Below are 26625 nucleotides of genomic sequence, written 5' to 3'. Positions count from 1 at the left end.
TAATTGTAATTACTAAATTAAAGAGCACTTCGGTGCTCTTTTTTTATTTTCTCTGTTTTCTATATTTCAACATTGTCTGAAAGTATCCCGTTTCTATAACTTGCGATTGAGATAGCCGCCAGAGTTATTTAAGATGCAAACATAAACGGTTTACATAGGACTCGCTCATGTCAGAGCCAACCATACCTGAATCAACGCCGCCTGAATCTGCGCCCCAAAAAAATATTCGCAAGTTTTCCCTATGGGCGATAGCACTCACGCTGTTTATTGCGATTCTTAATATTGGTGTCTATTTTTATCAAATTAACTTTGCTGCCCCACTTGAATCTCAGGAATACAATTTGTTGCTCTTCGGGGCAAGCGTCTATCAACTTTCTCTCACCGGTGATTGGTGGCGTTATCCTATAAGCATAGTGCTACATTCTGGATGGTTACATTTAGGGCTAAATACCCTTGCCTTACTGGTTATTGGTATTGAATGTGAACGTGCTTTTGGCAAATTTCGTTACCTTGCTATCTACCTATTTGCAGGGATTGTTGGGTCATTTGTCAGTGCAGCTTGGCAATATCAAGAAGCCTTAAATAGCGCAATGCGTCGCTTTGATATGATGTCATGGAGTAGCCTGCTGCAAAATGATAATACCGTCTATATCACAGTCAGTTTGGGCGCTTCTGGGGCGATTATGGGTCTCGCCGCTGCATCAGTGATTGAACTCTTAAAACAGCTCAATAACCCTGACCTCACTAAAGACGCTCGCGATACCCTTAAGCGCCCGCTCTATAATATTATTGCCATGATTGCATTAACCTTAATTAATGGGATGCAATCGGGGGTGGATAATGCAGCTCATATTGGTGGCGCGCTTGCAGGTGCTATTATTGGGTTTGCTTTCGTTCTTATTCCTGCCAAAAAATACGTATTAGATTTACTCGTCGTGTTGATCATGGGAGGAATTTTAGCGTTCGTTATCCACCAACAATCATTTTCGACTGATGAAGATCTTGTTGCTGAGCGTGAATTTATCTACCAAGAACTGGATAAAGAGCTTAACTCAGCCAAAGCAGAGCAAGCTAAGCGAGTGATGGAAAAAACTGCCGAAAAGGAGCTTGCATCACTTCCCGCAGCACAATCTGAAGAGCAAGTTGCTGGTATTCAAGTTCAAGCCCCTCAATTAATTGAACCAAGCTTTATTCTCAGTGATGATGCCCACCAGCGAGTCTTTATCACGGATGAAGAAGCCAACCTGGTTAGTGCTTACTCTTCTGCTAATGGTGATTGGAAACTACTATTTACTATCCAGCTTCCATTACCTAAAAATGAAACGGGTTGCAGCTCTAATCGCTGCCGTGGAATGGGTGCTTATGGGGCTTCGCTCAGCACCGATGGAAAGAAACTGTATGTTGCTTCACTTCAACCAAATAGCGTCAGTGTGATTGATATCGACACGCAAAAAGTGGAAGCTAATATTGAAACCAACTTTTTCCCACGCCAAATTTATGTGATGAAAAATAGCCCTCGCGCATTTGTCACAAGCGGCGTAGAAAACAGTATCGCAGTGATTAACCTTGCCAATAATACTGTCGAGAAAAAACTCACCTTCCCTGATAGCCAAGAGTATCAAGGCGCTTTCGGCATTCAAATGCCCGCCGCGCTTTCCCCCGATGAAAAATATTTAGCGCTGTATGATAATGTCACCCAAGCTGCCTATCTGTTAGATACTCAAACACTTACGTTTAGTGCAAAACCGTGGTTTACGGTAGAGAATTATTATGACTCTGTTAGAGAGTTTTATTTCACACCAGATAGCCAATCCATCTGGATGGTGACAGATACTCGCTTTGTTTTCGCTCATGTCACAGCACCAACCTCACCTATCACGGAATATCATTGGTGTGGAAATTATAGCGATATACAGTATGGTCGATATGGCATCAATACGGCATTAACCCAAGCTTACTATTTGCCACAATATCCTAGTGAGGTCCAAGTTCCGCTGGTCACCACCAGCCTCAATACATTGAATATCCATAATGTTCTGCCGATCCCAACAAACGGTGACTATATTCAAGGGATCGCTGAAACGGAGAACGCTTGGGTGGTGACTTATCCAAAATCATTTTATGTGGTTGATAAACAAAAATCCGTCGATAGGAATACTATTAGCCCATTACTCTGTTTTGGTGGAACACCAAACGAATAAACCAATATACGGCATCTTATTGTTTTTCAATTCGATACCATTACCTTATACGATATTGTCTTAGACGATATCGTCAACCGAAACATTATGAGCCATATTGACACGATTTTACGTTACGCGACTTGCGTCACGAAATTAAGTCAAGTAGCCTATTAATTGTTACCATTAATTATTATAGGCATTAATTATTCAAGGCGAGGACATGAGGAAACGTCTGCTTTATGGTCTATTAATACTGGCAGGGATAGCTTTCGCCACTGTTATTTTACTCGACCGCTGGATCAGCTGGGAAACCGCGCCCTATATCTATGAAGATGTAGAGCAACTGCCTGCCCGCGATGTTGGGATGGTTCTCGGCACATCGAAATATTATGCCTCCGGTGCCACTAACCTCTATTATACCTATCGAATTAAAGGTGCTGCGGATGCCTATCACAGCGGCAAAGTGAAGTACTTACTTCTGAGTGGTGACAACGGCGCACACAATTACAATGAGCCTATCGCCATGCGTAAAGACCTCATCAAAGCTGGCGTACCCGCTTCAAAAATTGTGCTCGACTTTGCTGGTTTTAGAACCTTAGACTCCGTGGTTCGTACGAAAAAAGTGTTCGATACCGATAACTTCACCATTATCACCCAGCGTTTTCATTGTGAACGAGCGCTATTCATTGCTAAGCACAAAGGGATTGATGCCCAATGTTTAGCGGTACCGACGCCAGAAGGTATGTTTAAAGTGCGGATACGTGAAGTGTTTGCCCGTTTAGGTGCACTTGCCGATCTCTATATTCTCCAGCGTGAACCTAAATTTTTAGGGGAGCAAGAATCCATTCCTGCTCCAATAAAAATGCCTGATGGCACAAAGGGCTACCCTGCAGTAACCCCCGATGAGCTAAACAAACTCAATTAATGTTCGGATGGTGAATGGCGATTTAAAAGATAAAACAGCTTGTCTGTCAGTTGTCGCCAACACCATTCCACAGGCCCTTGCTTAAAGAAGCTCAACCAGCAATAAGAAAACAGTAAATTGGCACACCAAATGGGTGGAATGAACGCTAACAGTTCCACTCGGGTAAACTGATAAAAATAGCCCAAATGGTAAAAAATGGTGGTACAAATCAGTGTTTGAAGTAAGTAATTACTCAGAGCCATCCGCCCAACATTTTGCAATGCTTTCGCGAGTACACTTCGGCTAAATGCCCCCCAAAACCCATACACTAGCGCTATATAGCCCAAAGACTGAAACGGTACCGCTAGCTCATTAATGATATAGCCGATAATCGAGGTATCAAAATACCGCCAACCGAAAAGGCTTTGAACATAGAGAGCCACTGACTGAATCACCACGGTGGGAAGGATGAATATAATGGCCATTCGGCGATAATGCTGCTCGGTAAACTGCCCTTTTAGCCAACCATTTTTCAGTAACAGCGCTCCTAGGATCATCATTGCAACCAGTTGCCAGCCATACTGGATCACCAGCAACTCAACCATCATCGCCACTTCACCCGCGCGATATGCTATCCCTGTCATTCCACCAATGCGATGTTGCCAAGCATCAAGAAACGCTTGGTCTACGGTGATCTGCCAAAAACTGGTATCCACCACATTACTGCCAATGGCAAATAGAATAACCAAACCAATCAAATAGATAGAAATGGCAATTTTGAACAAGGTGGAAACCGCATAGTGCGGCAGCACCATTATCGCAATCAGCCCCGTCAAGGAATAGGCGAGAAGAATATCCCCATCCCAAAAACCAATTCCATGAATCAATCCAATAATCGCTAAAATAATCAGTCGGCTACGTTGCCACAATATTGCGCGATAACTTAGTAAGCCTAATGTAGCGCCAAACAGTAGGGAAAAAATACCCAGAAACTTCCCTTGAAAGAAAAGATTAAAAAACACCCAAACCGCCGCATCAGAGGATGATACTTCAGGGGTGTAATAAGGATTAAGATAGGCCGCTTGTGGCAATGCAAATCCAAAGATATTCAGCAATAAAATACCGAGGATGGCAATGCCACGTACTGTATCAAGTTGCCCGATACGGCTTTTAGGGGCAACTGAAACGGTGGAGGTCATAAATTAGAGATGGCGAACCGCACGTAAGAATTCTTGACGCGTATTTTGACTTGACTTGAACAGCCCACCTAATGATGTGGTGGTGGTCGCGCTCGTCGCATCACGTATACCACGGGCTTTCACACAGTAGTGAACTGCATCAATAGAAACCGCGACATTCATGGTGCCTAGCAACGTTTGCAAAGCCACTAAAATTTGTTGCGTTAAACGCTCTTGAACTTGTGGACGCTGTGAGAAAAACTGCACAATACGGTTGATTTTCGATAAACCAATCACTTTGTCTTTAGGGATATATGCCACAATCGCCTTACCGTCGATCGTCACAAAGTGATGCTCACACGTACTGGTCAGAGTAATATCACGCACAGTGACCATTTCATCCACATTCATTTTATTTTCAATTAATGTGATTTTTGGGAAGTTTGCGTAGTCAAGACCTGAAAAAATCTCATCCACATACATTTTTGCGATACGGCGCGGGGTATCAGCCAAGCTATCATCGGTTAAATCTAAGTTCAGCAACTTCATAATTTCGGTCATATGCCCTTCAATCAGTTGCTTACGATCCTCTCCGGATTTTGGCTGGATACGTAACGGGGTTTCAAGCCCCCTGGCTTCCAAAGCAGCATGAACTAATTCGGCCTCTTTACTCAGAGATGACATAGGATCCTCCACAGATGGTATAACGCTATTTTTATAAAAATGCAGGTGTGCGCGGTACTCTAAAGCAGCAAGTGCAGATAATCCAGTAATACATCTATCAACAGCATGAAATATTTGCAGGTTATCGCGCGACTCGATCCAGAATACTCCTTGCAATTTAAATAACTATTTCATTATTTAAATGCGATTAATAACATGATTTATTTTATCCTTTTTAATAGACCTGTTTTAGCAAAAATCGTGTTATTTAATAGTGAGTTTATTAAAACAACGCAATACGTGACTCAAATGACACAAACTATCCACTCAAAAGCTATCAGTAATCAATTTCTATTCATTCACCCAATGCGCTATATCTGACATAATACCGCCAACAATTTATTTTAAGCCTCGAAGGCCAATAACAAGATTAAGGGGTAACGATTTATGGACCAGTGTCATACTAACGGTTTGATTTCACTAGAGCTTGCATTAGAAAAATTACTTTCAAACACCACAACGGTCACTAGCACTGAAATCATCCCATTAACTGAGTCTGCCCAACGTATTATTGCCGAAGACCTCATATCTCCTATAAATGTCCCGCCGTTCGATAACTCCGCGATGGATGGTTATGGTTTTCGCTTTGCTGATTGGGATGGAAAAACCCCGATGCCCGTCGCTGGAAAGTCCTTTGCCGGCAACCCAATGGAAGGGAAATTACCCGCAGGTAGTTGCGTACGTATCATGACAGGAGCGCCTATCCCAGAAGGCGTTGATACCGTTGTCATGCAAGAAGCAACAGAGCAAACTGACCAAGGAATTATTTTTACGGAAAACTTCAAGCAAGGAAACAATATTCGTAAAGCTGGCGAAGATATTGCCCAAGGTAGCGCGGTATTTCCAGCGGGAACCTTATTGTCCACCGCACAGCTTCCATTGATAGCGTCTCTCGGAATTGCGAATGTTACTGTCCAGCGCCGTTTGAAAGTTGCCGTGTTCTCAACCGGCGATGAACTTCAAGCGGTAGGCGAACCTCTGGCTGAAGGTCAAATTTATGACACCAACCGTTTTGCCGTTCGATTAATGTTAGAAAAACTCAATTGTGAAGTGCTGGATTTCGGCGTGATCCCCGACTCACCCGAAAAACTCAAGCAAACCTTTATTGAAGCTAACCAATGTGCTGATTTAGTTATCAGCAGCGGCGGCGTCTCTGTCGGTGAAGCGGATTACACCAAACAAATTTTGGATGAACTGGGAGAGATTGGCTTTTGGAAATTAGCCATCAAGCCAGGTAAACCTTTTGCATTCGGCAAGCTAAGTTCAGCATGGTTCTGTGGCTTACCGGGTAATCCTGTCTCTGCCGCACTGACTTTCTATCAGTTAGTTCAGCCATTAATTGCTCGTCTCGGTGGTCATAGCCAATGGAAAGCCCCTGTCCGCTTCAAAGTACCTGTCACTACACCGCTGAAAAAATCTCCGGGACGCCTTGATTTCCAACGAGGTATTTTAAGCGTCGATGAACAAGGCCAACTACAAGTGGCGACTACTGGGCACCAAGGCTCACATGTTTTCAGTTCTTTTAGCCAAGCAAACTGCTTTATCGTATTAGAACGCGAGCGTGGGAAAATCGCGGCAGGCGAAATGGTTGATGTGGAAATGTTCAATTACTTATTAAAAAGTGAGTAAAACTGTGCAAGAGCTGACTGATCAGGAAATGCTGCGTTATAACCGCCAAATTATCTTACGCGGCTTCGATTTTGACGGGCAGGAAAAGCTGAAGGCTGGTAAAGTCTTGGTCGTTGGACTTGGTGGGCTTGGTTGCGCCGCAACGCAATACCTCGCTGCCGCGGGTGTTGGGCATTTAACCCTCGTAGATTTTGATACCGTTTCCCTATCGAACTTACAGCGGCAAACCCTGCACCGCGATGCCACTATCGGTGAGCCTAAAGTAGATTCAGCCAAAGCGCAGCTAGCGGCCATCAATCCCCATATCCAGATTGATACGGTTAATGCGCAATTGGATGATCCTGAGCTAGAGCAATTAGTTCAACAGCATCATGTGATCTTAGATTGCACGGATAATGTAGCCATTCGTGAGCAGCTTAATCGCCTCTGCTTTAAGCACAAAATCCCTTTTGTTTCGGGTGCCGCGATTCGTATGGAAGGGCAACTTTCCGTATTTACCTACGAAGAAGAAATGCCTTGCTATCACTGCCTAAGCCGACTGTTTGGAGAAAACAGCCTGACATGTGTAGAGGCAGGCGTGATGGCGCCACTCGTGGGGACAATTGGCACATTAGAAGCGATGGAAACCATCAAATTGCTGGCGCAATACGGCAAAGTCAATGTCGGAAAAGTGCTGCTATTTGATGCGATGACGCTGGATTTTCGCCAATTTAAACTCAATAAAGACCCCCACTGTGAGGTTTGCTCTTAAGATTATCCATGGCGAGCTAAGTCTCGCCATTTTTCTATCTCACCATTTTTTAAGATACAAAATTAGGAATATTCCTAAAAATTCATTTATCTTGTCTTTGGTCTTATACTATCCCCCTTTCGGGGAACCTCGTTATCCCTACTGATTTGAACTATGACTACATTCATCGTCACTGAGAAGTTAGTCATCACTGAGAATATAAATATGTCATTACCTCCTTGCCCAAAATGTCAGTCTGAATACACCTATACTGACAACGATATGTACATCTGCCCTGAGTGCGCGCACGAATGGAATGATGCTGAGCCAGTTGCTGACATTGATGAGCTCATCGTAAAAGATGCGAATGGCAACTTATTAGCTGATGGCGATACCGTTACCGTAATCAAAGATCTTAAAGTGAAAGGTAGCTCTTCAATGCTGAAAATCGGTACCCGTGTTAAAGGTATCCGTTTAGTGGAAGGCGACCACAATATCGATTGTAAAATCGATGGCTTCGGTCAAATGAAACTGAAATCTGAGTTTGTGAAGAAAAACTAATTTTGAGGCTGTTCAGCCATTTTGAACGGCTAAATAAAAATAGCCCCGCGGGTATCACTCCGGCGGGGCTATTTTTTGATTCAAGTAAGATTAGATAACGACGCCTTGGCTTTTCAGGTACTCATCATAAGTACCTTTAAAATCAATAACCTTATCTTCTTTAATCTCAAGAATACGAGTTGCCAGTGAACTCACAAACTCACGGTCATGAGAAACGAAAATCAGCGTTCCTTGATACATTTCTAACGCTAAGTTCAATGATTCAATGGATTCCATATCTAAGTGGTTGGTCGGTTCATCCATAATCAAGATATTTGGCTGTTGCATCATCAGCTTACCAAATAACATACGACCCTGCTCACCACCGGATAAGACCGACACTTTTTTCTTGATATCGTCTTGAGAGAACAGTAAACGACCTAAAATACTACGAACCGCCTGCTCGTCATCCCCTTCACTTTTCCACTGGCTCATCCAGTCAAATACGTTCAGGTCAGTATCAAAGTCTTCTGCGTGGTCTTGCGCATAATAACCAATGTTATGGTTTTCAGACCATTTGACGATCCCGCTTGTCGCAGGTTGCTCACCGACTAAGGTTTTTAAGAATGTGGTTTTACCGATACCGTTAGCACCGATAACGGCCATCTTTTCACCCACTTCCATTAACAGGTTCACATTTTTAAACAGAGGACCTTGATCATAACCGTTGGTGACCGCTTCTAATTCTAAAGCGTTACGGAACAGTTTTTTCTCTTGTTCAAAACGAATGAATGGGTTTTGACGGCTAGAAGCTTTAACTTCATCCAATTGAATTTTATCAATTTGACGAGCACGAGACGTTGCTTGTTTCGATTTTGATGCATTCGCACTGAAACGGCTGACGAACGATTGTAATTCAGCAATTTGCGCTTTCTTCTTGGCGTTATCAGATAACAGACGCTCTCTTGCTTGAGTTGCTGCGATCATGTATTCATCGTAGTTGCCCGGGAATAAACGCAGCTCACCGTAGTCTAAGTCCGCCATGTGCGTACAAACGGTATTTAAGAAGTGTCTATCATGGGAAATGATGACCATGGTGCAGTTACGGTCATTCAGCACTTGCTCCAACCAACGGATGGTATCGATATCCAAGTTGTTCGTCGGTTCATCAAGTAACAGAATATCTGGGTCTGCAAACAATGCCTGAGCCAATAGCACACGCAGTTTCCAACCCGGCGCCACTTCGCTCATTGGGCCATAATGTTGCTCAACCGGAATACCGACGCCTAATAACAGCTCACCCGCACGCGCTTCCGCGCTATAGCCATCCATCTCACCGTAAGCCACCTCGAGATCCGCAACGCGATAGCCATCTTCTTCGCTCATTTCTGGCATCGCATAAATTCTGTCACGCTCTTGCTTTACATCCCAAAGCTCAGCATGTCCCATGATAACGGTATCTAGAACGGTGAACTCTTCGAATGCAAACTGGTCTTGGCGTAATTTACCTAAACGCTCGTTAGGATCCGTGGTGCTCACATTCCCTGCGGTTGGCGTTAAATCCCCACCCAGAATTTTCATAAATGTGGATTTACCCGCACCATTCGCACCGATCAGACCATAGCGGTTACCGGTACCGAATTTAACTGAGATGTTTTCAAACAGCGGCTTACTGCCAAACTGCATAGTGATATTGTTGGTTGTTAACACTGCGATGCCTTAAATTGATCTTTGTAGAGTCGCCCCGAGATTAGCTTAAGTGCCCTTATCTCGCCGACTTGAAGTCTGATAAGTATAAATAGCCGCGCATTATGCCATAATCCCGCGTTTAGATCTTGTGCTGATTTTGGCACGCAGCTATTTAGAAAAAAGGGATCAATAGATGATTATTTATTTTTCGTAGGTTTTTACTGGTGGCGCTACATAGGTTTCAAACAGGTCTAATAAACTGGCTGGGGATGATTCCACAAGCGCCATATGGCGATATTTTTCATGTAAAAATCCCTCATCCGCCATTTTATTGGTCATATCAATCAGAGGCTGCCAGTAATTATTAATATTGAACAGAGCGCAAGGCTTTGTATGTAAGCCAATTTGGCTCCAAGTAAACACTTCACTGTACTCTTCCAATGTGCCATACCCCCCCGGCATGGCGACAAAACCGTCAGCTAATTCAATCATTTTGCTTTTGCGCTGATGCATGGTGTCAACTTTGTACAGTTCAGTCAGATTTTTATGGGAGATTTCACGCTCTTCAAGCAGGGATGGGATCACACCAATAGCCTTACCACCTAAAGATAATACCGTATCGGCAACCGTTCCCATCAACCCAACACTCGCACCACCGTAGACTAAAGCGATATCACGTTTTACCAGCTCTTTTGCAAACTCAATAGCTTGTTTTTGATAAATCTCGTTAACACCTAGGCTAGAACCACAATAAACCGCGACGCTTTTAATTTTTTTCATGTTCTATCTTCATTCCATTTATCATTCTTGTAAGCACAAAATTATACGGCACCTACAAAGAAGCTCAACTCACAATATTTTATTATTTAGGCGCTATTTAATATTAAATAATAGAACTAATTCTCTACGCTTAACAAAGCAATATAATCTGCATGAATTCTGTGAGATAATTCACGCCAATTGCTGGCTTAGGGTAAATATCCCAACAAACCACCATTATTATTTAGATTTACCTATTTTATCTGTATACACAGTGCGGGTTTTATCGACGTTCCCAACGTTTTTTTGAGGTTTTTTATTCATGTCTGCCGATACTAAAAAGAGTGCTTTTCCGCTATTACCGATAGGCTTGCTATTACTGGCAATGATGTCAATCCAAAGCGGGGCCTCTTTAGCTAAAACATTGTTCCCACTTATCGGCGCACCAGGTGTTACCGGTTTACGTTTGTTGCTTGCCACGATTATTTTGTGCGTGATCTTTAAACCATGGCGTTTAAATTTCAGAAAAAGCTCACTGGGGCCACTGCTTGCTTATGGTTTATCTCTCGGAACCATGAACTACCTGTTTTATTTAGCGCTTGAGCGTATCCCTTTAGGGATTGCGGTCGCACTTGAGTTTACGGGCCCATTAGCCGTTGCGATGTTTTCTTCTCGCCGCCCTATCGATTTTTTATGGATTGGGCTCGTGATTGCTGGGCTCCTGTTCTTACTGCCTATCGGCAATAACATTGACTCTCTCGACCTGGTTGGTGCCGCTTATGCCTTAGGTGCCGGTGTCTGCTGGGCGATTTATATTATCTTTGGGCAACGCGCTGGTGCGGGTTACGGTGCCGCTACCGTTGCAGTGGGTTCATTGATTTCGGCACTCATTTTCTTCCCTATTGGGTTAATGCAAACTGGGGTTGAGGCGATGTTTGATCCTGCCATTCTCCCTATCGCGTTAGGTGTAGCCATTTTATCCACCGCATTTCCATATACGTTGGAGATGATAGCGTTAACCAAGCTGCCAGCGAAAACCTTCGGTACCCTAATGAGCCTAGAGCCTTGTATGGGGGCGTTTTTAGGCATTGTCTTCCTGCAAGAACATTTGACCATGACCCAGTGGTTAGCACTGCTGTGTATTGTATGCGCGTCTATTGGTTCAACATCAACTTCTGTACCCAGATCAAAGATTGAAAAAGTATCGTAAATAATTAGTGATATTCACTTTTATCAAAGGCTAATAGGTATTTCTATTAGCCTTTTTGCTTTTTTACTCATTTCTTTATTTCATTATCTTGTAAGGTAATATTCATTTATTTGAAATGTCACACCGATAGATTCAATTGGTAAAACCTAAATAAATATCAAAAAAAAATATCATCACCTTGCCTATTAAAGTAATAGATTATTACTTTATGACATTCTTAGCTTTACACTCTATATTTATAAGCAGACAAGATAATTGAATCAATTTATATTTAAGAGAGGAAATCCTATGAATACTGCAAAATTATTTAAAACCTCTTCAACTGAACTTTTATATACCCGTAATGATATTGAAGATAGCGTTAAATTAGAAACCATCGGTATCTTAAACATGATGGTTATCCATTTCACCGATCTCTCTTTAATCACTAAACAAGCCCATTGGAATATGCGCGGTCGTAACTTTATCGCGGTACATGAGATGTTAGATGGCTTTAGAGATAGTATCATCGGGCACTTGGATGAATTCGCTGAGCGCGCGGTTCAGTTGGGTGGCGTCGCCACAGGAACATCACAGCAAGTCAATAAATTCACGTCGTTAGAAGCTTATCCTTTGGATATTCATTCTGTACAAGACCATTTAAAAGCGTTGGCAGAACGATATGCCGTTGTTGCGAATGATATTCGTAAAGCCATCGACGAAGTTGAAGATGAAAATACCGCAGATATGTTTACCGCCGCCTCTCGCGATCTGGATAAATTCCTGTGGTTATTAGAAGCCAATATTGAGTAGTGTCGTAAAATAGAGTCAATATATTGACCATGAGACCACTTCGGTGGTCTCAATTATTTATCACCCTACTTCTTTATCGTCCTACTTCTCTGATGTTGGCATTTCAGCTTGTTCAATAGGGAAAATAGGTAACGAATTTAATAAACGTTTACCATAGTTTTTGGTTAATAAACGTTTATCATAAATGATAATTTCACCATAACATTCATGACTACGAATCAAACGCCCTGCTTGCTGGATCAAATTAAATGAAGCGCTAGGTAAACTTTGTACCTCGAATGGATAACGCTTTAAGGACTTCAGCCAGTCCCCTTCAGTAATAATCACAGGGTTTGTCACAGGTGGAAATGCAATCTTGTGAATATGCACCTGGGTTAAAAATTCCCCTTTTAAATCCAACCCTTCCGCAAATGATTGTAAGCCGATTAACGCGCTTTTTTGCCCTTGTTTAATACGTTCACAGTGCGTCTCCACTAAACGGTAGCGTGGCTGATCCCCCTGCACTAAGAGTTGAAGGCGCAAATCCTTCACATGTTCAAGAAACCCGTCCATCGCTCGCTGGCTACTAAATAAGATCAATACCCCACGATGGTCACTTTCGGTAAATTGATGGCGAAAATAAGTTGCCATCTCTTTTAAATGCTCAGCTTCAGTTGCCATGGTTGGCTCATGCTGCATTTTTGGGATCACCAATTTACCCTGCTCAACATGATTAAATGGCGAGGTGAGCGTCACAAAACGGTCATCACTCTTTTCGGATAACCCCGTTAATTCCATAAAACGTGAATAGCTGTTCAAAGAGCGAAGCGTTGCCGATGTCACCACAATATGAGGCACATTTTTCCATAATAAATGTTGTAGCTGCTCACTCACGCGGATCCCTGCGCAATGCATAAAAATCCGGGACTGATTTTTTTCATAACGGCGGCTAAGCCATTTCGAAACAGGTGCACCCGAGCTTTGATCAAGTGAGGCTAAGCGCCACAATTTGGTCATATTTTCAAAATAACCCATAGCTCGGCTTGTCACTAAAATTGAACGGTGTAAACGCACAATATCTTGCTTTGCCGTTTGTTCCGTTAAGTCACTAAGAATCGCCTCTGATAGCCCACGCAATGCATCTGTGAGCTTAAATAGCTCTTGGCAACATTGCTGCATGACCTCGGGCAAGATCCCCATTGGGAACAAATATTCTGACTCTTTGGATGTTTCCGGTAATAGCCCGTTCGCTAACAATGAAAAATCACGGAAACATTCTCGCAATTTTTCGGCGTGTTGCTGTAGCTTATCGGGATTAGTTAACTTAGGTGGCTTTGCAGGGCGGAACTGCGCCACATACTGCCCCACATGGTGAATAAAATTATCCACCTGTGCGGTAAGCTGAACTAGCGTAATTTCCCCCTCCACTTCTAAGGCATCTCTCGCCACATCGGGAACGTGATGCCCTTCATCAAGAACTAACAATAATTTTTTGGGATCCGGCAATACCGATTCTGTTTCCATTGCCGCCATCACTAAAGCGTGGTTAGCAACAACCACATCTGCATCTTCAATTTCACGACGGGCAATAAAAAAGGGACATCGTTGATAAAACTGACAATTACGCCCAAGACAGTTCATCTTATCGGTGCTAACTTTACGCCATAGACTATCGCTAAATGCTTTTTTATGGTGGTCACGCAAGCCATCCCAAGCAAAGCTATGAAAATCATTGCGTAATTGCTGGCATTGCGCTCTCTCTTCGCTGTTGGCAATTTCAGTTTTGTCTTCCACCAACAGCATTAAATCTATTTGTTCCCCTTCCGCAGCGCAGATAGCTTCTAAATTTCGGGGGCACACATAACGCGCTCGCCCAAATGCGCCTGTATATTTTAAGTCAGGGATAATTTTGCTCAGTAATGGCAAATCCTTACTAAATATTTGATCTTGTAGGGCGACGTTGGCGGTACTCACGACCAAGGTTTTGCCTTCTTCGCGCCCAACCGCAATGCCTGGTATCAAATAGGATAAGGTTTTTCCCACCCCTGTGGGTGCTTCAATAACTAAATGACGCCCCTGCGCATCCGACAAATTTTTCGCCACTTCAGCAATCATCTGCCGCTGAGGTGCCCGAGAGACGAACCCCTCGATTTGATTAGATAACCCCTTATACCATTGAGTTATTTGTTCTTTGATTTTATTTGACAGAGACATAGATACGCAGAAGACCAAGTAAAAAGGAGATGATAATCAATCAAAAAAGAGGCTGGAAAGCCCCTATTTCTCTTTTGCGAAACCCTTCGCAAAACTACTGTATTAATTTCCATTATACACAAATTCTGGAAAGCCTTTCGCAAAACACCAAATCGAGCCAAGAAAATACCCCGTAAAACTTGTTTGCTATCACCATCCAGTTATACTTTGGCATCTTCGTGTCAAATCAGGCTAATAAAAATGAAAAAAGTCGTCATCGCACTGTGCGCATTATGCGCATTGAGTTCTATTGGGGGTATTGTGCTTGCTGGGATGAATATTTACACCCGCTCCACGACACCTATAGAGCAAAATCAGGCTCAATCGCCATCGATATTACCTGCACCTAATCAGATCCAGTAATCATCCATTATTAATCAAACGGGACGGTGAGTTATGATGTACAACGATTATTTTGTAACACCAGAGTGGTTAAATTCACACCTTTCAGACAGTAATATTATTGTGCTTGATGTCTCTACGCCACCACCTACCGCCCCTTATGATTGCTACCAAAGCTACCTTGATGAGCATATTCCCCAAGCTCAATTTTTTAATCAAGATGAAGTCGCCGATAAGAGCTGCGACTTACCCCATATGCTCCCTGATGCCACCACATTTAGCCAAGCTGTTGGGGCTATGGGGATTAACAATCAAACCCAAGTCATTATTTACGCACAAAATAACTTATTTTCATCCCCGCGTGCATGGTGGACTTTCCGTACTTTAGGCTGTAAACAGGTTAAAATTTTAGCAGGCGGAATTAACGCCTGGAAAGCAGCGGGTTTCGCAACCCAATCTGGCAAAGTCACCCCACCCGAGGCTCAAACCTTTATTGCAGATAGACAAGATGCTAATGCGCTGAATCAACAGCAAATGTTAGAGGTTGCCACTGAAGGTAAAACCCAAATTATTGATGCGCGCGCAGCTGCCCGTTTTCTGGCTCAAGCCCCTGAACCTCGTCCAGGTTTAAGGATGGGTCATATTCCAGGCAGTAAAAATGTGCCTTGGGATTTATTAGTGGATAATGGAGAATATAAATCTCCTGAACAGTTAAAAGCTATTTTTGCGCAGCAAGGTGTTGATATTACCGCACCTACAGTCACAACCTGTGGCTCTGGCATGACGGCTGCCGTAGTTTTACTGGCATTGGTATTATTAGGTAATCCACATGTGCGCCTCTATGATGGTTCATGGGCGCAATGGGGGCAAGACAACGGGTTACCAATCGAACCTTAATCATTTTTTATTCCCTCATAAATAAACGTTAATTATGAGGGGATTTATTTATTCTATTTAAATATAATATTATAAAAAGTTAATTAAATTAATTAGAATTTCTATTACTCTATTTTTATGGAGCTAATAATTAATGAATACAATATGGGAACTCTGGGTAATAAACCTAGGGACACTGTCTACCTTTGTAGGTACAGCAGCAACTTTATGGGTTCTATTACAAACATCAAGATTAACGATTAAATTTAATCGTAAGGCTTCTATTTATTTTCATAAAGAAAAGCTATCTAAGCTACTTAATGATTATTATAAACACTTATCAGAAGTTCATAATAAAAACACCTTTCATGAAGAAATGCATAGAAGGAAGTTACATAGTAGAATTCAATCATTACACCATTATATTCTATTCATTGACTCTAAAGATAAAAAACTAATATCATCAATAAAACAATATAAAAGAAAAACCACAAAAATAACATCAATAAAAGATCATCATGATTTAGATATTAACCTATGTTTTGATATGTTAGATGAAGTAAATCTTCTACTTAATTATCTTGATAATATCATTGATATTTCAGCTAGAAAAATATGAGGAAAAACTAATGAGTCCAACAGAACGCAAAGTCATATCTAACGTATTTTTAAAAAGCCTAAAGCGCCAAATAGAATGGGAGCAAACAAAAGATATCCATCCAGCCATTAACCAGTCTCCAAATTTTTGCATTCTCGGATGTTATAATACAACGAACTTAGATAACATGGCTTTCTACTTATACTCATATCGTACTATTGATTTTAATCATTACACTGAGACACATAATTCTGTAGTGAAATTTTCTCTTACATTAATTGAAAATAACTGCATCACTTGGAATACATTTCATGATGATAGACTATTAACTCAGCTATTTGAAATTACTGCATTTGATAAATCATCAATACATAAATTCATGGAATCATGTGAAAACTAAAAAATTAAAGCCACTCATTATTTAGCGAACATCATAATAGGTGGCTTTAATAAATATTTGATTGTGCGGTTGAAAGTCGTTTTTCCGCATAGTAGCTATTTGAAAAACACTACTTAATAAACATTCCCGCAAGGAAGAGCACGACAATGGCACCGATCACGGCAACAATAAAACTACCGAAGTTAAAGCCATCCACCTTTCCTTTACCAAAGAATGTGCTGATATATCCCCCGACAACCGCCCCGACGATCCCCAATACGGTCGTCATGATAAAACCCATTTGATAGGTTCCAGGCATTAACCATTTAGCTAAAACACCTGCGATTAAACCAAAGATAATCCAAGCAATAACGCCCATTTGAGGCCTCCAATATCTCTGTTGCTCTAAATTTCCTAGCACGATAACTTTGTTACACGATATAGACTCTTTAATCATTACATACGGTGATGACAGTATTTTGAATTAATCACCACCGTACATTGTAATTAAAGACCTAATCTCAAATTTTGGCAAATTTCATCATGTTAAGGTGATGCGACAGAAAGCTGCTCCACATGCAGTGCAATAATATCGGCGATTTGTTCCGCTGTTTTCAACGCTCTCACTTGAGAAAACAGTTCATCCGCCTGCTGATACTCTTTACGTAAATAACTCAGCCACTGTTTAATACGAGCCGCATGGTAATGCCCTGTATCGCCCAGTTTTTCTAGCTCTGTATATTTAAAGAGGATTTTTCCGACCTGTTCCCAAGGCATCTTCGCGACATTGTGTTTGATCACACGACTCAAATTCGGTGTATTTAAAGCACCTCGACCGATCATAATCGAATCGCACCCAGTGATTTCCATACAGCGTTTAGCACTTTCATAATCCCAGATTTCGCCATTGGCAATCACCGGAATCGACAGTTTCTGGCGAAGCTCACCAATTGCCTGCCAGTTAATACATTCCGCTTTATAGCCATCTTCCTTGGTGCGCCCATGAACCGTCAGTTCGGTTGCTCCGGCTTGCTGTACAGCATCTGCAATTTCATGAGCAAATTGGCTGCTATCCCAACCCAAACGGACTTTCACAGAAACGGGTAAATCTTTCGGTACAGCCGCTCGCATAGCTTTAGCTGCGTGATAAATAAGCTCCGGCTGCTTCAATAACGTCGCACCGCCACCACTGCCATTCACCGTTTTTGATGGACAACCACAATTAAGATCGACGCCCCAAGAGCCTAATTCAATTGCGCGGTTGGCATTTTCAGCCAACCATTCAGGATATTGCCCTAATAGCTGCACTCGCACTAATGTTCCCGATGGCGTTCGGCTACCCTGTTGCAATTCCGGACATAACCGATAAAACGTTTTTGCCGGCAACAAGGTATCGACAACTCGCACAAACTCAGTAATGCACAAGTCGTAGTCGTTCACCTCACTCAATAATCGGCGAACCAGAGAATCGAGTACCCCTTCCATCGGGGCGAGTAGTACACGCATTAGCTATCATTACGCCCTTGTCTAACGCGCTTCTGTGCATTTTTCCACGGTGAACCTGAAGTCGATTCAGATTGACCTTTCTCGGAATTTGCATTTTGGCGACGAGGACGGCTTGGGCCTTTATTACTGTTATGACCTGAATGATTGCTGCGCTCACCGCGGCTATCCTCAGAGCTACGGCGATTATCCGAACCACGACGGTTATCAGACCCACGGCGGCTATCAGAACCACGACGATCATTACGCTGAGAAGGCTTTTGGATCGGCTCAGCTTTGATTGATGGGTCTGGCTCGTAGCCCTCGATCTCCATCTGTGGGATGGATTTCTTCAATAATTTCTCGATATCTTTAAGCAGTTTCGCTTCATCGATACACACTAAAGACACCGCCATACCCGTGGCTTCTGCGCGGCCAGTACGACCAATACGATGAACGTAATCTTCTGCCACATTCGGTAGCTCAAAGTTAACTACGTAAGGCAGTTGTTCGATATCTAAGCCACGAGCCGCGATATCTGTTGCGACTAAAACGCGGATATCCCCTGATTTAAAATCAGCTAAAGCACGGGTACGCGCACCTTGGCTCTTATTGCCATGAATCGCCGCTGCTTTTACGCCATCTTTATTTAAATGCTCAGCTAAGCGGTTAGCGCCATGCTTAGTGCGTGTAAATACTAGCACTTGCTGCCAGTTTTCACGGCCAATCATAAACGACAGCAATTCGGCTTTACGTTTTTTATCCACTAAATGAACATATTGCGTCACTTGCTCAGACGCTGAGTTACGTGGAGCCACTTCAATGGAAACCGGATTGTTCAATAACTTGCTCGCCAACTGTTTGATCTCATCGGAGAACGTCGCTGAGAACAGGAGATTTTGGCGCTTTTTAGGTAATTTCGTGATTACACGGCGAATATCGTGAATAAAGCCCATATCTAACATTCGGTCAGCTTCATCCAAGACGAAAACTTCAACCTGTGATAAATCCACCGCGTTTTGATGTTCCAAGTCCAGTAAACGACCGGGTGTTGCGATCAACACATCCACACCGCCGCGCAATTTCATCATCTGCGGGTTAATACTGACACCACCAAACACAACAAATGAACGAATTCTCAAATGACGGCTATATTCTTTTACATTTTCAGCCACTTGAGCCGCAAGTTCACGGGTCGGGGTTAAAATCAATGCGCGAATAGGGCGACGGTTATTACCGCGTGGATTGTCCACCAGCTTTTGCAAAATAGGTAAAGTAAAACCAGCAGTTTTACCCGTACCTGTTTGAGCGCTGGCTAATAGGTCTTTGCCCGCTAAAACAGCAGGAATAGCTTGTTGTTGAATAGGCGTAGGGCTTTCATAGCCTAATTCATTAATGGCACGCAAGATTTCCTCGTTTAACGCGAGGTCAGAAAAACTAGTCAAATTAATTACTCCGGGCTCCACCGCTTCAATTTACTGGGCAGCTCTAGGGGGGAAGATTCGATATTCAATAGAAGAAAAGCGCAAACTGCCATGCGACACGCAAAAATTCTACCATCATTTGACCGTGATAAATATATTAATTTAGATTGATGAATAAACTAATACAAAATCTGTTTTATATAGTATATATACGTACACAAAACTAAAGATACATCCGTTTTCATCCTGCACAATGAATAAATGCCAACTAAGAGCATGCTAAAAATTATTTAATTCTGAATCAAAAGGAATGTTTATGAACACAAATTCGTCGCCAACATTACGCGGAGAGAGCGCCAAACTCCAACTTCTTCTCGCCGCTGCCGATGTTTATGGAGAACAAGGCATCGACGGGGCTACCACCCGCCAAATTGCCCAAGCCTCAGGGCAAAACATCGCAGCCATTTCTTATTATTTTGGATCTAAAGAAGGTTTATATCTCGCCGTTGCTCAGCAAATTGCTAACAATATCAAAGAGAGTTTCGCTGAGAGTATCACTCAAATAGATAACTTTATTAATCAACCTGCAGAGTTACAAAATTCTGAAGAAGCGCTCGAATTATTCAAAGAAACCATTATTTCGTACAATTTTTTTCAACTTAAAAAAGAAAACTTAAGCTTTTCACGCATTCTAGCTCGCGAACAACTGAACCCAACTGAAGCATACGGATTGATCCACGAACAAGCGTTAGGACCTATTCACTCACGGCTTAATCGCTTAATTTCCATCTATATTGGCGCGGATCCCAATAATCTAGCGACCTTGATCCACACGCATGCCATTTTGGGGGAAACCCTCTCTTTCCGTATTGCGCGAGAAACATTACTCAGGCAAACAGGTTGGAAACACATCAACGAAAACGAATTTAAAATTATTAATCAGGTTCTTATTGAGCATATCGACATTTTATTATTGGGGTTACGTCATCGCCAACTAGCAGAAAAGTGATATGATATATGGATAAAATTGAATCATAATCCTGAGTAATGTTTTTATCCGTCACTAAGGTTAGCTATGAACACAAAACGCCGTGCACTGGTTATTTTACTGATTATCATGCTGATTGCCGCCATTGCAGGGGGCTACTATTATCAGTCACTTAAAGATAAAACATTCGCCTTATACGGGAATGTGGATGTGCGCACCGTTAACCTTAGTTTTCGAGTCAATGGTAAACTCGCCTCTTTAGATGTTGATGAAGGGGCGAAAGTCACTGCGGGACAATTACTCGGGAAATTGGATGATGCGCCTTACATCAACGCATTAAATAAAGCCAAAGGATTGCGTGATAGCGCCAAAGCCCAGTTAGCCCTCAAAGAAAAAGGCTACCGAACACAAGAAATTGCGCAAGTCGAATCTGAAGTGGCTCAGCACCAAGCTGCTTGGCAATATGCAGATAACTTTTATAAACGTCAGCAAGGCTTAGCCGCTCAAAAACTGATTTCTGCCAATGATTTAGATAATGCCAAAAACAATCGCAATCAAACTCTTGCGGCGCTAAAAGCGTCCCAAGATAAACTAAATCAATATCAGAGCGGATTTCGCCAAGAAGAGATAGCAGCAGCCCGAGGGGAATGGCTACAAGCAGAAGCCGCCGTTGCTCAAGCGGAGCTTGACCTCTCAGACACACAGCTTATCGCCCCATCTGACGGTACAATCCTGACTCGTGCCATCGAACCTGGCACCATCATTGGTGCGGGCAATACCGTTTTTAGTGTGACATTAACTCACCCTGTTTGGGTACGTGCCTATGTGAGTGAGGCTCACTTAGGTGATGCAGTTCCCGGAAGTAAAGTCTTACTCTTTACGGATAGCCAGCCCAATACCCCTTATCATGGCACGATTGGTTTTGTCTCCCCCACTGCCGAATTTACCCCTAAAAGTGTACAAACACCGGATTTACGCACCGACTTAGTCTATCGATTACGAATTATTGTCGATGATCCTAATGATAAGCTGCGTCAAGGAATGCCCGTCACCGTTCAGTTTGCGGCACCTCAGCAATAGGGCGCATTATGGCTCAGCAAGATACTCACTCATTAAACAGCGTTATTTCGTTAAACAGCGTCGAAAAACGCTTTATTGGACTGGATAACCCTGCGGTTGAAAGCCTAACTACCGAAATTCACGGCGGCTCCGTGACGGGGCTAGTCGGTCCCGATGGTGCAGGGAAAACGACGCTGATGCGCATGCTGGCTGGGCTACTCAAACCCGATTCAGGGCAAATCCGCTTAATGGGATTAGACCCAATTAAAGACAGTATCGAAGTGCGGGCAAACCTCGGTTATATGCCGCAAAAATTCGGCCTATATGAAGATTTAACGGTTCAAGAAAACCTTGATTTATATGCCGATCTGCGCGGCGTTATTGGTGTAGAGCGCCAACAAACCTATAAACAATTACTCGCCTTTACTAGCCTAGCCCCCTTTACCGCTCGCCTTGCCGGTAAGCTTTCTGGGGGAATGAAACAGAAATTGGGGCTCGCCTGCACCCTATTAGGTAAACCGAAAGTTTTACTGCTGGATGAGCCGGGTGTCGGCGTGGATCCTATTGCCAGACGAGAACTATGGCAAATGGTACACACCCTTGCTGACGATGGAATGTTGATCCTCTGGAGCACATCGTATCTGGATGAGGCTGAGCAGTGCAAAGAGGTGCTGCTACTCAATGAAGGCAAGTTACTGTACAGCGGAAAACCCGAGCACCTCACCCAAAAGATGGCGGGACGCTCATTTTTACTCGATGTTCCCGCAACGCAAAAACGTACCATTCTGCAAAATGCCTTAGTGTTACCTGAAACCACTGATGGCGTGATCCAAGGTCGCTATATTCGCTTAATTTTAAAGCCTCACGCATCCCAAGAGAATTTACTTAATGCCTTAAATATGGGAAACCAAACGCTGATTGAAGCCCAGCCGCGCTTTGAAGATGCGTTTATTGACCTTTTAGGTGGTGGGCCATCCCATCGTTCTGAACTCGCCGCTATCGTGCCACAAATTCCCCCCGCCCCCAATGAAACCGTCATTGAAGCCCGCAATCTGACCAAAAAATTTGGGGATTTTGCTGCGACGGATACCGTCAACTTTCAAGTAAAACGGGGTGAAATTTTTGGATTATTAGGGCCTAACGGTGCAGGCAAATCCACTACCTTTAAAATGATGTGTGGATTAATGAAACCCACGGATGGACAAGCTCTGGTGCTTGGTATGGATTTAAAAACCAGTTCAAACAAAGCCCGCCAGCACCTTGGGTATATGGCACAAAAATTCTCCCTCTATGGCAACCTCAAAGTTGGGCAAAACTTAAAATTTTTCTCCGGCGTATACGGTTTGCATCATAAACAGCAAGCTACCAAAATGCAGGAGATGATTAACGCGTTTAATTTTACGCCCATTATCAGCCAGATTACTGACTCACTCCCGCTGGGTTATAAGCAGCGCCTTGCCCTCGCCTGCTCACTGATGCATGAACCGGATATCCTGTTTTTGGATGAACCCACTTCAGGGGTTGACCCACTAACTCGGCGAGAATTTTGGCTACATATTAATGGCATGGTAGACAAGGGGGTCACCGTTATGGTTACTACCCACTTTATGGATGAAGCTGAATATTGCGATCGTATCGGGTTGGTTTACCACGGAAAAATTATTGCTGCAGGCACTCCAGATGAGCTTAAAAAACAGGTCTCCAGCACAGAAAATCCAAACCCATCGATGGAAGATGCCTTTATTGAATTAATTTTCAACTACGATAAACAGCGGGAGGCACAATGAAGACAACCGCCTCTGGTTTTTCATGGCGCAGACTTAAAGCCCTCTGCTGGAAAGAAAGTAAGCAAATAATTCGCGACCCTAGCAGCGCCTTAATTGCCATTGTTATTCCTCTGATGCTGCTGTTTATTTTCGGTTATGGGATCAATCTGGACTCCAGTAAATTACGGGTCGGTATCCTAATGGATCAACAAAGCCAACCGGCTCGTGAATTGGTCGATACGTTTACCGGTTCCCCCTTTATTGATGCCACCATTAGCGATAATCGCAATTTATTGATTAATAAAATGCAAGCGGGAGAAATTCGCGGCATTGTGGTGATCCCCGTCAATTTTGCTGAGCAACTTTCTCGCCCTGATGGACATGCGGCGCTCCAAGTGATCACCGATGGAAGTGAACCCAATACCGCCAATTTTGTGCAAGCCTACACCAAAGGAGTTTGGCATACATGGCTTATCCAACAAGGTGAAAACCAAGGTTATCCCACCGACCCGCTTATCGAACTCAATATGCGCTATTGGTTTAACGAAGCGGCACTCAGCCAACATTTTATTATTCCCGGCGCCATTAGCATCATTATGACCGTTGTGGGCGCGATTTTGACCTCGCTGGTGATAGCTCGAGAATGGGAACGAGGCACCATGGAAGCTCTACTTTCCACCCAAATAACTCGTACTGAATTACTACTTTCCAAATTATTGCCCTATCAAATTCTTGGGTCGTTCGTCATGGTGCTCTGTATGTTGGTGACGACATTCGTGCTCGATATTCCTTATCGAGGCTCTTTATTGATTTTATTTGTGATAACCAGCCTCTATTTAGCCACCGCATTAGGGATGGGATTACTGATTTCAACCATTACCCGCAATCAGTTCAATGCGGCAATGGTGGCGCTAAATGCAGCCTTTTTGCCAGCGATTATGCTTTCAGGGTTTATTTTTGAAATTGATAGTATGCCTGTATTTATTCAAGTAGTGACTTACTTCATTCCCGCTCGCTACTTTGTCAGCAGCTTACAAACCTTATTTTTAGCGGGAGATATCTATTTGGTGTTACTCACCGATTTCTTATTGCTGATTGCTTCAGCGATATTATTCATTGGCTTAACGGCGCTGAAAACGCGTCGCCGTTTGGATTGAGGTGAAATATGTTTTATCGTCTTTACACCTTAATTATGAAAGAGTTGCAATCACTATTGCAGGAAAAACAGACGCGAATTATTTTGATCATGCCCGTCATTTTCCAAATGATCCTCTTCCCACTGGCGGCGACTTTAGAAGTCACTAACACCACCATTGCCATTTTTGACCAAGATAATGGTGAGCATTCCATTGAACTCACTCAACGCTTAGCGAAAGCCAGCGCATTTTCCCATGTGCTGTTACTGAAAAATGAACCTGAGATTCGAGAGACATTAGATAACCGTAACGCCTTGTTAGTCGTCCGCTTTAATCAAAATTTCAGTGCCGATATCGCTAGCCATCATACGGCGAATATGATGTTGCTGCTGGATGGGCGAAACTCGAATAGCTCCCAAATAGCGGCTAACTATATCGAACAAATTGTCATGCAGTATCAGCAGGAACTCACTCAAACCCAAGCGCAGCCCAATAACAGTGAGTTGATTGTCCGCAACTGGTACAACCCAAACTTGGATTATAAATGGTTTATTGTGCCGTCATTAGTCGCATTGATTACAACGATTGGGGTACTTATCGTCACCTCGTTGTCTATTGCAAGGGAACGTGAGCAAGGGACACTCGACCAACTGTTAGTTTCGCCACTCACCACATGGCAAATCTTTATTGGCAAAGCGATTCCTGCCTTAGTCGTTGCCACTACACAAGCCACATTGGTGTTAGTGATTGGGATTTTTTGCTACAAAATTCCGTTCGCGGGTTCACTATTACTGTTCTATGGCACGATGATTTTTTATGGTTTATCACTCGTGGGATTTGGTTTACTTATCTCCGCATTGTGCTCAACCCAGCAGCAAGCGTTTATTGGTGTGTTCGTGTTTATGATGCCCGCGGTGTTACTATCCGGTTATATCTCCCCCGTCGAGAATATGCCCGTTTGGCTACAGGATATTACGTGGGTAAATCCCATCCGCCACTTCACAGATATCACTAAGCAGATTTACCTCAAAGATGCCGATTTTTCCGTGGTATTTCATAGCTTATGGCCTCTTCTGATTATCTTCCTGATAACCAGCTCTCTGGCTTATTACTTATTTCGCAAAAAGATAGCCTAGCAATCAGATTGATATCATAAAAAAACCCCGCAACCATTAACTGATTGCGGGGTTTCATATTTTCAATCTGCTTGATTAGCAATTAACGGCGATCACCGAAAATACGCAGTAACATCAGGAACAGGTTGATGAAGTCTAAGTACAGAGATAATGCGCCCATAATGGAGTATTTACGCATATTTTCTCTGTCATCTTGGTTGATTTGCTCACCCATTTCTTTCAGTTTTTGAGTGTCATAGGCAGTTAATGCAGCAAACAGTAACACACCACCGTAAGTAATCACCCAGTACATCATGGAGCTTTGCAGCCAGATGTTAACCAGAGAAGCCACAACCAGACCAATCAGTGCCATAAACAGGAAGTTACCCATTCCTGTTAAGCTGCGCTTAGTGGTGTAGCCGTAGAAGCTTAACGCACCAAACATAACTGCAGTAATGATGAACGTCCCAACAACAGACTCACCCGTATAAACCGCTAAAATAACGGAGATAGTTAAACCAGTCAGTAATGCGTATAGCATAAACATCCCAGTTGCAATCGCGCCGCTCATTTTAGGCAGTAAGAAAGACAAGCCCATCACTAAACCGAGTTCAGCGATGATCATTCCAAAGAACAGAACTTTGTTCGTTGCGATAGTGAAAAACAGACCGCTGCTTAAGGAATACCAAGCAACAAAAGCTGTCAGTAATAACCCGACGGTCATCCAACCGTAGACTTGCGACATAAATGCCTGAACACCAGTGCTGGCATTCTGGACAAGAGAATCATTACGTTGATCAAATTGACCCATGATGGTTACCCTTCCATTTTAAGAAAAATCGACCCAGCAAAACCACCAACAGAGTAATCCTTACTGTGATCGGACAAATT

25 protein-coding genes and 1 pseudogene are annotated in these 26625 nt (G+C 43.0%); 17 read left to right on the top strand and 9 right to left on the bottom strand.

Going from position 1 to position 26625, the window contains the following annotated elements; genetic code table 11:
- Nucleotides 1–167: 167 nt before the first annotated feature.
- From QS795_RS05045 to sanA, 3 genes and pseudogenes are all read left to right on the top strand, one after another.
- Nucleotides 168–1058: pseudogene (locus QS795_RS05045) on the top strand (rhomboid family intramembrane serine protease); the annotation flags it as partial.
- A gap of 24 nt (nucleotides 1059–1082) precedes the next feature.
- Nucleotides 1083–2201: a YncE family protein gene (locus QS795_RS17495; RefSeq protein WP_418055375.1), complete on the top strand. Its 1119-nt coding sequence runs from the start codon at nucleotides 1083–1085 to the stop codon at nucleotides 2199–2201.
- Between the two features lie 202 nt (nucleotides 2202–2403).
- Nucleotides 2404–3108 (top strand): outer membrane permeability protein SanA, encoded by a 705-nt coding sequence (sanA, locus tag QS795_RS05040; protein WP_036949704.1) that lies wholly within the window; start codon nucleotides 2404–2406, stop codon nucleotides 3106–3108.
- On the opposite strand, the gene yeiB is transcribed toward sanA, so the two are convergent.
- Both yeiB and folE read right to left on the bottom strand, forming a co-directional pair.
- On the bottom strand, nucleotides 3105–4286 hold the full coding sequence (gene yeiB, locus QS795_RS05035) for a DUF418 domain-containing protein YeiB (protein WP_286270229.1): 1182 nt from the start codon (nucleotides 4284–4286) through the stop codon (nucleotides 3105–3107). The two genes, sanA and yeiB, sit on opposite strands and share 4 nt — an antisense overlap.
- Nucleotides 4287–4289: 3 nt before the next feature.
- The gene (folE, locus tag QS795_RS05030; protein ID WP_036949713.1) at nucleotides 4290–4949 is read right to left on the bottom strand and encodes a GTP cyclohydrolase I FolE; all 660 of its coding nucleotides are present in this window, start codon (nucleotides 4947–4949) and stop codon (nucleotides 4290–4292) included.
- 426 nt (nucleotides 4950–5375) lie between these two features.
- Here folE and moeA point away from each other — a divergent pair, with 426 nt between their 5' ends.
- From moeA to QS795_RS05015, 3 genes are all read left to right on the top strand, one after another.
- Nucleotides 5376–6617: a molybdopterin molybdotransferase MoeA gene (moeA, locus tag QS795_RS05025; RefSeq protein WP_286270227.1), complete on the top strand. Its 1242-nt coding sequence runs from the start codon at nucleotides 5376–5378 to the stop codon at nucleotides 6615–6617.
- A 28-nt stretch (nucleotides 6618–6645) separates the two neighbouring features.
- Nucleotides 6646–7368: a molybdopterin-synthase adenylyltransferase MoeB gene (gene moeB, locus QS795_RS05020; RefSeq protein ID WP_318627174.1), complete on the top strand. Its 723-nt coding sequence runs from the start codon at nucleotides 6646–6648 to the stop codon at nucleotides 7366–7368.
- A gap of 204 nt (nucleotides 7369–7572) precedes the next feature.
- Nucleotides 7573–7908, top strand: coding sequence for a zinc ribbon domain-containing protein YjdM (locus QS795_RS05015; protein ID WP_006662278.1), 336 nt, complete (start codon nucleotides 7573–7575; stop codon nucleotides 7906–7908).
- A gap of 90 nt (nucleotides 7909–7998) precedes the next feature.
- Here QS795_RS05015 and QS795_RS05010 read toward each other — a convergent pair whose 3' ends face one another.
- Together QS795_RS05010 and QS795_RS05005 are read right to left on the bottom strand one after the other, a co-directional pair.
- The gene (locus tag QS795_RS05010) at nucleotides 7999–9573 is read right to left on the bottom strand and encodes an ABC-F family ATPase (RefSeq protein ID WP_154604456.1); all 1575 of its coding nucleotides are present in this window, start codon (nucleotides 9571–9573) and stop codon (nucleotides 7999–8001) included.
- Between the two features lie 204 nt (nucleotides 9574–9777).
- On the bottom strand, nucleotides 9778–10356 hold the full coding sequence (locus QS795_RS05005; protein WP_286270222.1) for an LOG family protein: 579 nt from the start codon (nucleotides 10354–10356) through the stop codon (nucleotides 9778–9780).
- A 301-nt stretch (nucleotides 10357–10657) separates the two neighbouring features.
- Here QS795_RS05005 and rhtA point away from each other — a divergent pair, with 301 nt between their 5' ends.
- Nucleotides 10658–11545, top strand: a complete 888-nt coding sequence (gene rhtA / locus QS795_RS05000; RefSeq protein ID WP_286270221.1) for a threonine/homoserine exporter RhtA — start codon at nucleotides 10658–10660, stop codon at nucleotides 11543–11545.
- A gap of 288 nt (nucleotides 11546–11833) precedes the next feature.
- Nucleotides 11834–12337, top strand: coding sequence for a DNA starvation/stationary phase protection protein Dps (gene dps, locus QS795_RS04995; protein WP_286270219.1), 504 nt, complete (start codon nucleotides 11834–11836; stop codon nucleotides 12335–12337).
- A gap of 81 nt (nucleotides 12338–12418) precedes the next feature.
- On the opposite strand, the gene dinG is transcribed toward dps, so the two are convergent.
- The gene (gene dinG / locus QS795_RS04990) at nucleotides 12419–14530 is read right to left on the bottom strand and encodes an ATP-dependent DNA helicase DinG (protein ID WP_286270218.1); all 2112 of its coding nucleotides are present in this window, start codon (nucleotides 14528–14530) and stop codon (nucleotides 12419–12421) included.
- Nucleotides 14531–14770: 240 nt separating this feature from the next.
- On the opposite strand from dinG, the gene QS795_RS04985 reads away from it, so the two are divergent.
- The 4 genes from QS795_RS04985 to QS795_RS04970 all read left to right on the top strand — a co-directional run bounded on the left by QS795_RS04985 (nucleotide 14771) and on the right by QS795_RS04970 (nucleotide 16785).
- Nucleotides 14771–14932, top strand: a complete 162-nt coding sequence (locus QS795_RS04985) for a hypothetical protein (protein WP_165906914.1) — start codon at nucleotides 14771–14773, stop codon at nucleotides 14930–14932.
- Nucleotides 14933–14968: 36 nt separating this feature from the next.
- The gene (sseA, locus tag QS795_RS04980) at nucleotides 14969–15808 is read left to right on the top strand and encodes a 3-mercaptopyruvate sulfurtransferase (protein WP_286270276.1); all 840 of its coding nucleotides are present in this window, start codon (nucleotides 14969–14971) and stop codon (nucleotides 15806–15808) included.
- Between the two features lie 133 nt (nucleotides 15809–15941).
- Complete coding sequence (locus QS795_RS04975; RefSeq protein WP_154638990.1) at nucleotides 15942–16406, top strand: hypothetical protein; 465 nt, start codon at nucleotides 15942–15944, stop codon at nucleotides 16404–16406.
- A gap of 10 nt (nucleotides 16407–16416) precedes the next feature.
- Nucleotides 16417–16785, top strand: a complete 369-nt coding sequence (locus QS795_RS04970) for a hypothetical protein (protein ID WP_154604369.1) — start codon at nucleotides 16417–16419, stop codon at nucleotides 16783–16785.
- A gap of 109 nt (nucleotides 16786–16894) precedes the next feature.
- On the opposite strand, the gene QS795_RS04965 is transcribed toward QS795_RS04970, so the two are convergent.
- From QS795_RS04965 to rhlE, 3 genes are all read right to left on the bottom strand, one after another.
- The gene (locus QS795_RS04965) at nucleotides 16895–17143 is read right to left on the bottom strand and encodes a GlsB/YeaQ/YmgE family stress response membrane protein (RefSeq protein ID WP_006660163.1); all 249 of its coding nucleotides are present in this window, start codon (nucleotides 17141–17143) and stop codon (nucleotides 16895–16897) included.
- Between the two features lie 167 nt (nucleotides 17144–17310).
- Nucleotides 17311–18270, bottom strand: coding sequence for a tRNA dihydrouridine(16) synthase DusC (dusC, locus tag QS795_RS04960; RefSeq protein WP_286270214.1), 960 nt, complete (start codon nucleotides 18268–18270; stop codon nucleotides 17311–17313).
- The gene (gene rhlE, locus QS795_RS04955; RefSeq protein WP_286270212.1) at nucleotides 18270–19691 is read right to left on the bottom strand and encodes an ATP-dependent RNA helicase RhlE; all 1422 of its coding nucleotides are present in this window, start codon (nucleotides 19689–19691) and stop codon (nucleotides 18270–18272) included. The genes dusC and rhlE overlap by 1 nt, the downstream gene beginning before the upstream one ends.
- A 289-nt stretch (nucleotides 19692–19980) precedes the next feature.
- On the opposite strand from rhlE, the gene QS795_RS04950 reads away from it, so the two are divergent.
- From QS795_RS04950 to QS795_RS04930, 5 genes are all read left to right on the top strand, one after another.
- Complete coding sequence (locus tag QS795_RS04950; RefSeq protein ID WP_154604372.1) at nucleotides 19981–20679, top strand: CerR family C-terminal domain-containing protein; 699 nt, start codon at nucleotides 19981–19983, stop codon at nucleotides 20677–20679.
- A gap of 66 nt (nucleotides 20680–20745) precedes the next feature.
- Entirely contained in the window at nucleotides 20746–21738 is a 993-nt protein-coding gene (hlyD, locus tag QS795_RS04945) for a secretion protein HlyD (RefSeq protein ID WP_286270209.1), read from the top strand.
- Between the two features lie 8 nt (nucleotides 21739–21746).
- Nucleotides 21747–23504, top strand: a complete 1758-nt coding sequence (locus QS795_RS04940) for an ATP-binding cassette domain-containing protein (protein WP_318626980.1) — start codon at nucleotides 21747–21749, stop codon at nucleotides 23502–23504.
- Nucleotides 23501–24640 (top strand): ABC transporter permease, encoded by a 1140-nt coding sequence (locus tag QS795_RS04935; protein ID WP_318626979.1) that lies wholly within the window; start codon nucleotides 23501–23503, stop codon nucleotides 24638–24640. Before QS795_RS04940 ends, QS795_RS04935 begins: the two co-directional genes overlap by 4 nt.
- Nucleotides 24641–24648: 8 nt before the next feature.
- A complete protein-coding gene (locus QS795_RS04930) occupies nucleotides 24649–25755 on the top strand; it encodes an ABC transporter permease (RefSeq protein WP_286270204.1) in 1107 nt (368 codons plus the stop codon).
- Nucleotides 25756–25837: 82 nt separating this feature from the next.
- Here the strand turns inward: QS795_RS04930 and QS795_RS04925 are convergent, their stop codons facing one another.
- Nucleotides 25838–26545 (bottom strand): Bax inhibitor-1/YccA family protein, encoded by a 708-nt coding sequence (locus tag QS795_RS04925; protein WP_036949765.1) that lies wholly within the window; start codon nucleotides 26543–26545, stop codon nucleotides 25838–25840.
- Between the last annotated feature and the right edge of the window lie 80 nt (nucleotides 26546–26625).

This window comes from Providencia zhijiangensis (genome assembly GCF_030315915.2).
GTDB lineage: Bacteria > Pseudomonadota > Gammaproteobacteria > Enterobacterales > Enterobacteriaceae > Providencia > Providencia zhijiangensis.
The sequence above is the reverse complement of the archived record's forward strand: the minus strand, read 5'-3'. Positions and strand labels throughout refer to the sequence as shown.

Coding starts and splice junctions, on each gene's coding strand:
- QS795_RS17495 (WP_418055375.1), top strand. CDS start 1,083: ATGGAAAAAACTGCCGAAAAGGAGCTTGCATCACTTCCCGCAGCACAA.
- sanA (WP_036949704.1), top strand. CDS start 2,404: ATGAGGAAACGTCTGCTTTATGGTCTATTAATACTGGCAGGGATAGCT.
- yeiB (WP_286270229.1), bottom strand. CDS start 4,286: ATGACCTCCACCGTTTCAGTTGCCCCTAAAAGCCGTATCGGGCAACTT.
- folE (WP_036949713.1), bottom strand. CDS start 4,949: ATGTCATCTCTGAGTAAAGAGGCCGAATTAGTTCATGCTGCTTTGGAA.
- moeA (WP_286270227.1), top strand. CDS start 5,376: ATGGACCAGTGTCATACTAACGGTTTGATTTCACTAGAGCTTGCATTA.
- moeB (WP_318627174.1), top strand. CDS start 6,646: ATGCTGCGTTATAACCGCCAAATTATCTTACGCGGCTTCGATTTTGAC.
- QS795_RS05015 (WP_006662278.1), top strand. CDS start 7,573: ATGTCATTACCTCCTTGCCCAAAATGTCAGTCTGAATACACCTATACT.
- QS795_RS05010 (WP_154604456.1), bottom strand. CDS start 9,573: ATGCAGTTTGGCAGTAAGCCGCTGTTTGAAAACATCTCAGTTAAATTC.
- QS795_RS05005 (WP_286270222.1), bottom strand. CDS start 10,356: ATGAAAAAAATTAAAAGCGTCGCGGTTTATTGTGGTTCTAGCCTAGGT.
- rhtA (WP_286270221.1), top strand. CDS start 10,658: ATGTCTGCCGATACTAAAAAGAGTGCTTTTCCGCTATTACCGATAGGC.
- dps (WP_286270219.1), top strand. CDS start 11,834: ATGAATACTGCAAAATTATTTAAAACCTCTTCAACTGAACTTTTATAT.
- dinG (WP_286270218.1), bottom strand. CDS start 14,530: ATGTCTCTGTCAAATAAAATCAAAGAACAAATAACTCAATGGTATAAG.
- QS795_RS04985 (WP_165906914.1), top strand. CDS start 14,771: ATGAAAAAAGTCGTCATCGCACTGTGCGCATTATGCGCATTGAGTTCT.
- sseA (WP_286270276.1), top strand. CDS start 14,969: ATGTACAACGATTATTTTGTAACACCAGAGTGGTTAAATTCACACCTT.
- QS795_RS04975 (WP_154638990.1), top strand. CDS start 15,942: ATGAATACAATATGGGAACTCTGGGTAATAAACCTAGGGACACTGTCT.
- QS795_RS04970 (WP_154604369.1), top strand. CDS start 16,417: ATGAGTCCAACAGAACGCAAAGTCATATCTAACGTATTTTTAAAAAGC.
- QS795_RS04965 (WP_006660163.1), bottom strand. CDS start 17,143: ATGGGCGTTATTGCTTGGATTATCTTTGGTTTAATCGCAGGTGTTTTA.
- dusC (WP_286270214.1), bottom strand. CDS start 18,270: ATGCGTGTACTACTCGCCCCGATGGAAGGGGTACTCGATTCTCTGGTT.
- QS795_RS04950 (WP_154604372.1), top strand. CDS start 19,981: ATGTTTATGAACACAAATTCGTCGCCAACATTACGCGGAGAGAGCGCC.
- hlyD (WP_286270209.1), top strand. CDS start 20,746: ATGAACACAAAACGCCGTGCACTGGTTATTTTACTGATTATCATGCTG.
- QS795_RS04940 (WP_318626980.1), top strand. CDS start 21,747: ATGGCTCAGCAAGATACTCACTCATTAAACAGCGTTATTTCGTTAAAC.
- QS795_RS04935 (WP_318626979.1), top strand. CDS start 23,501: ATGAAGACAACCGCCTCTGGTTTTTCATGGCGCAGACTTAAAGCCCTC.
- QS795_RS04930 (WP_286270204.1), top strand. CDS start 24,649: ATGTTTTATCGTCTTTACACCTTAATTATGAAAGAGTTGCAATCACTA.
- QS795_RS04925 (WP_036949765.1), bottom strand. CDS start 26,545: ATGGGTCAATTTGATCAACGTAATGATTCTCTTGTCCAGAATGCCAGC.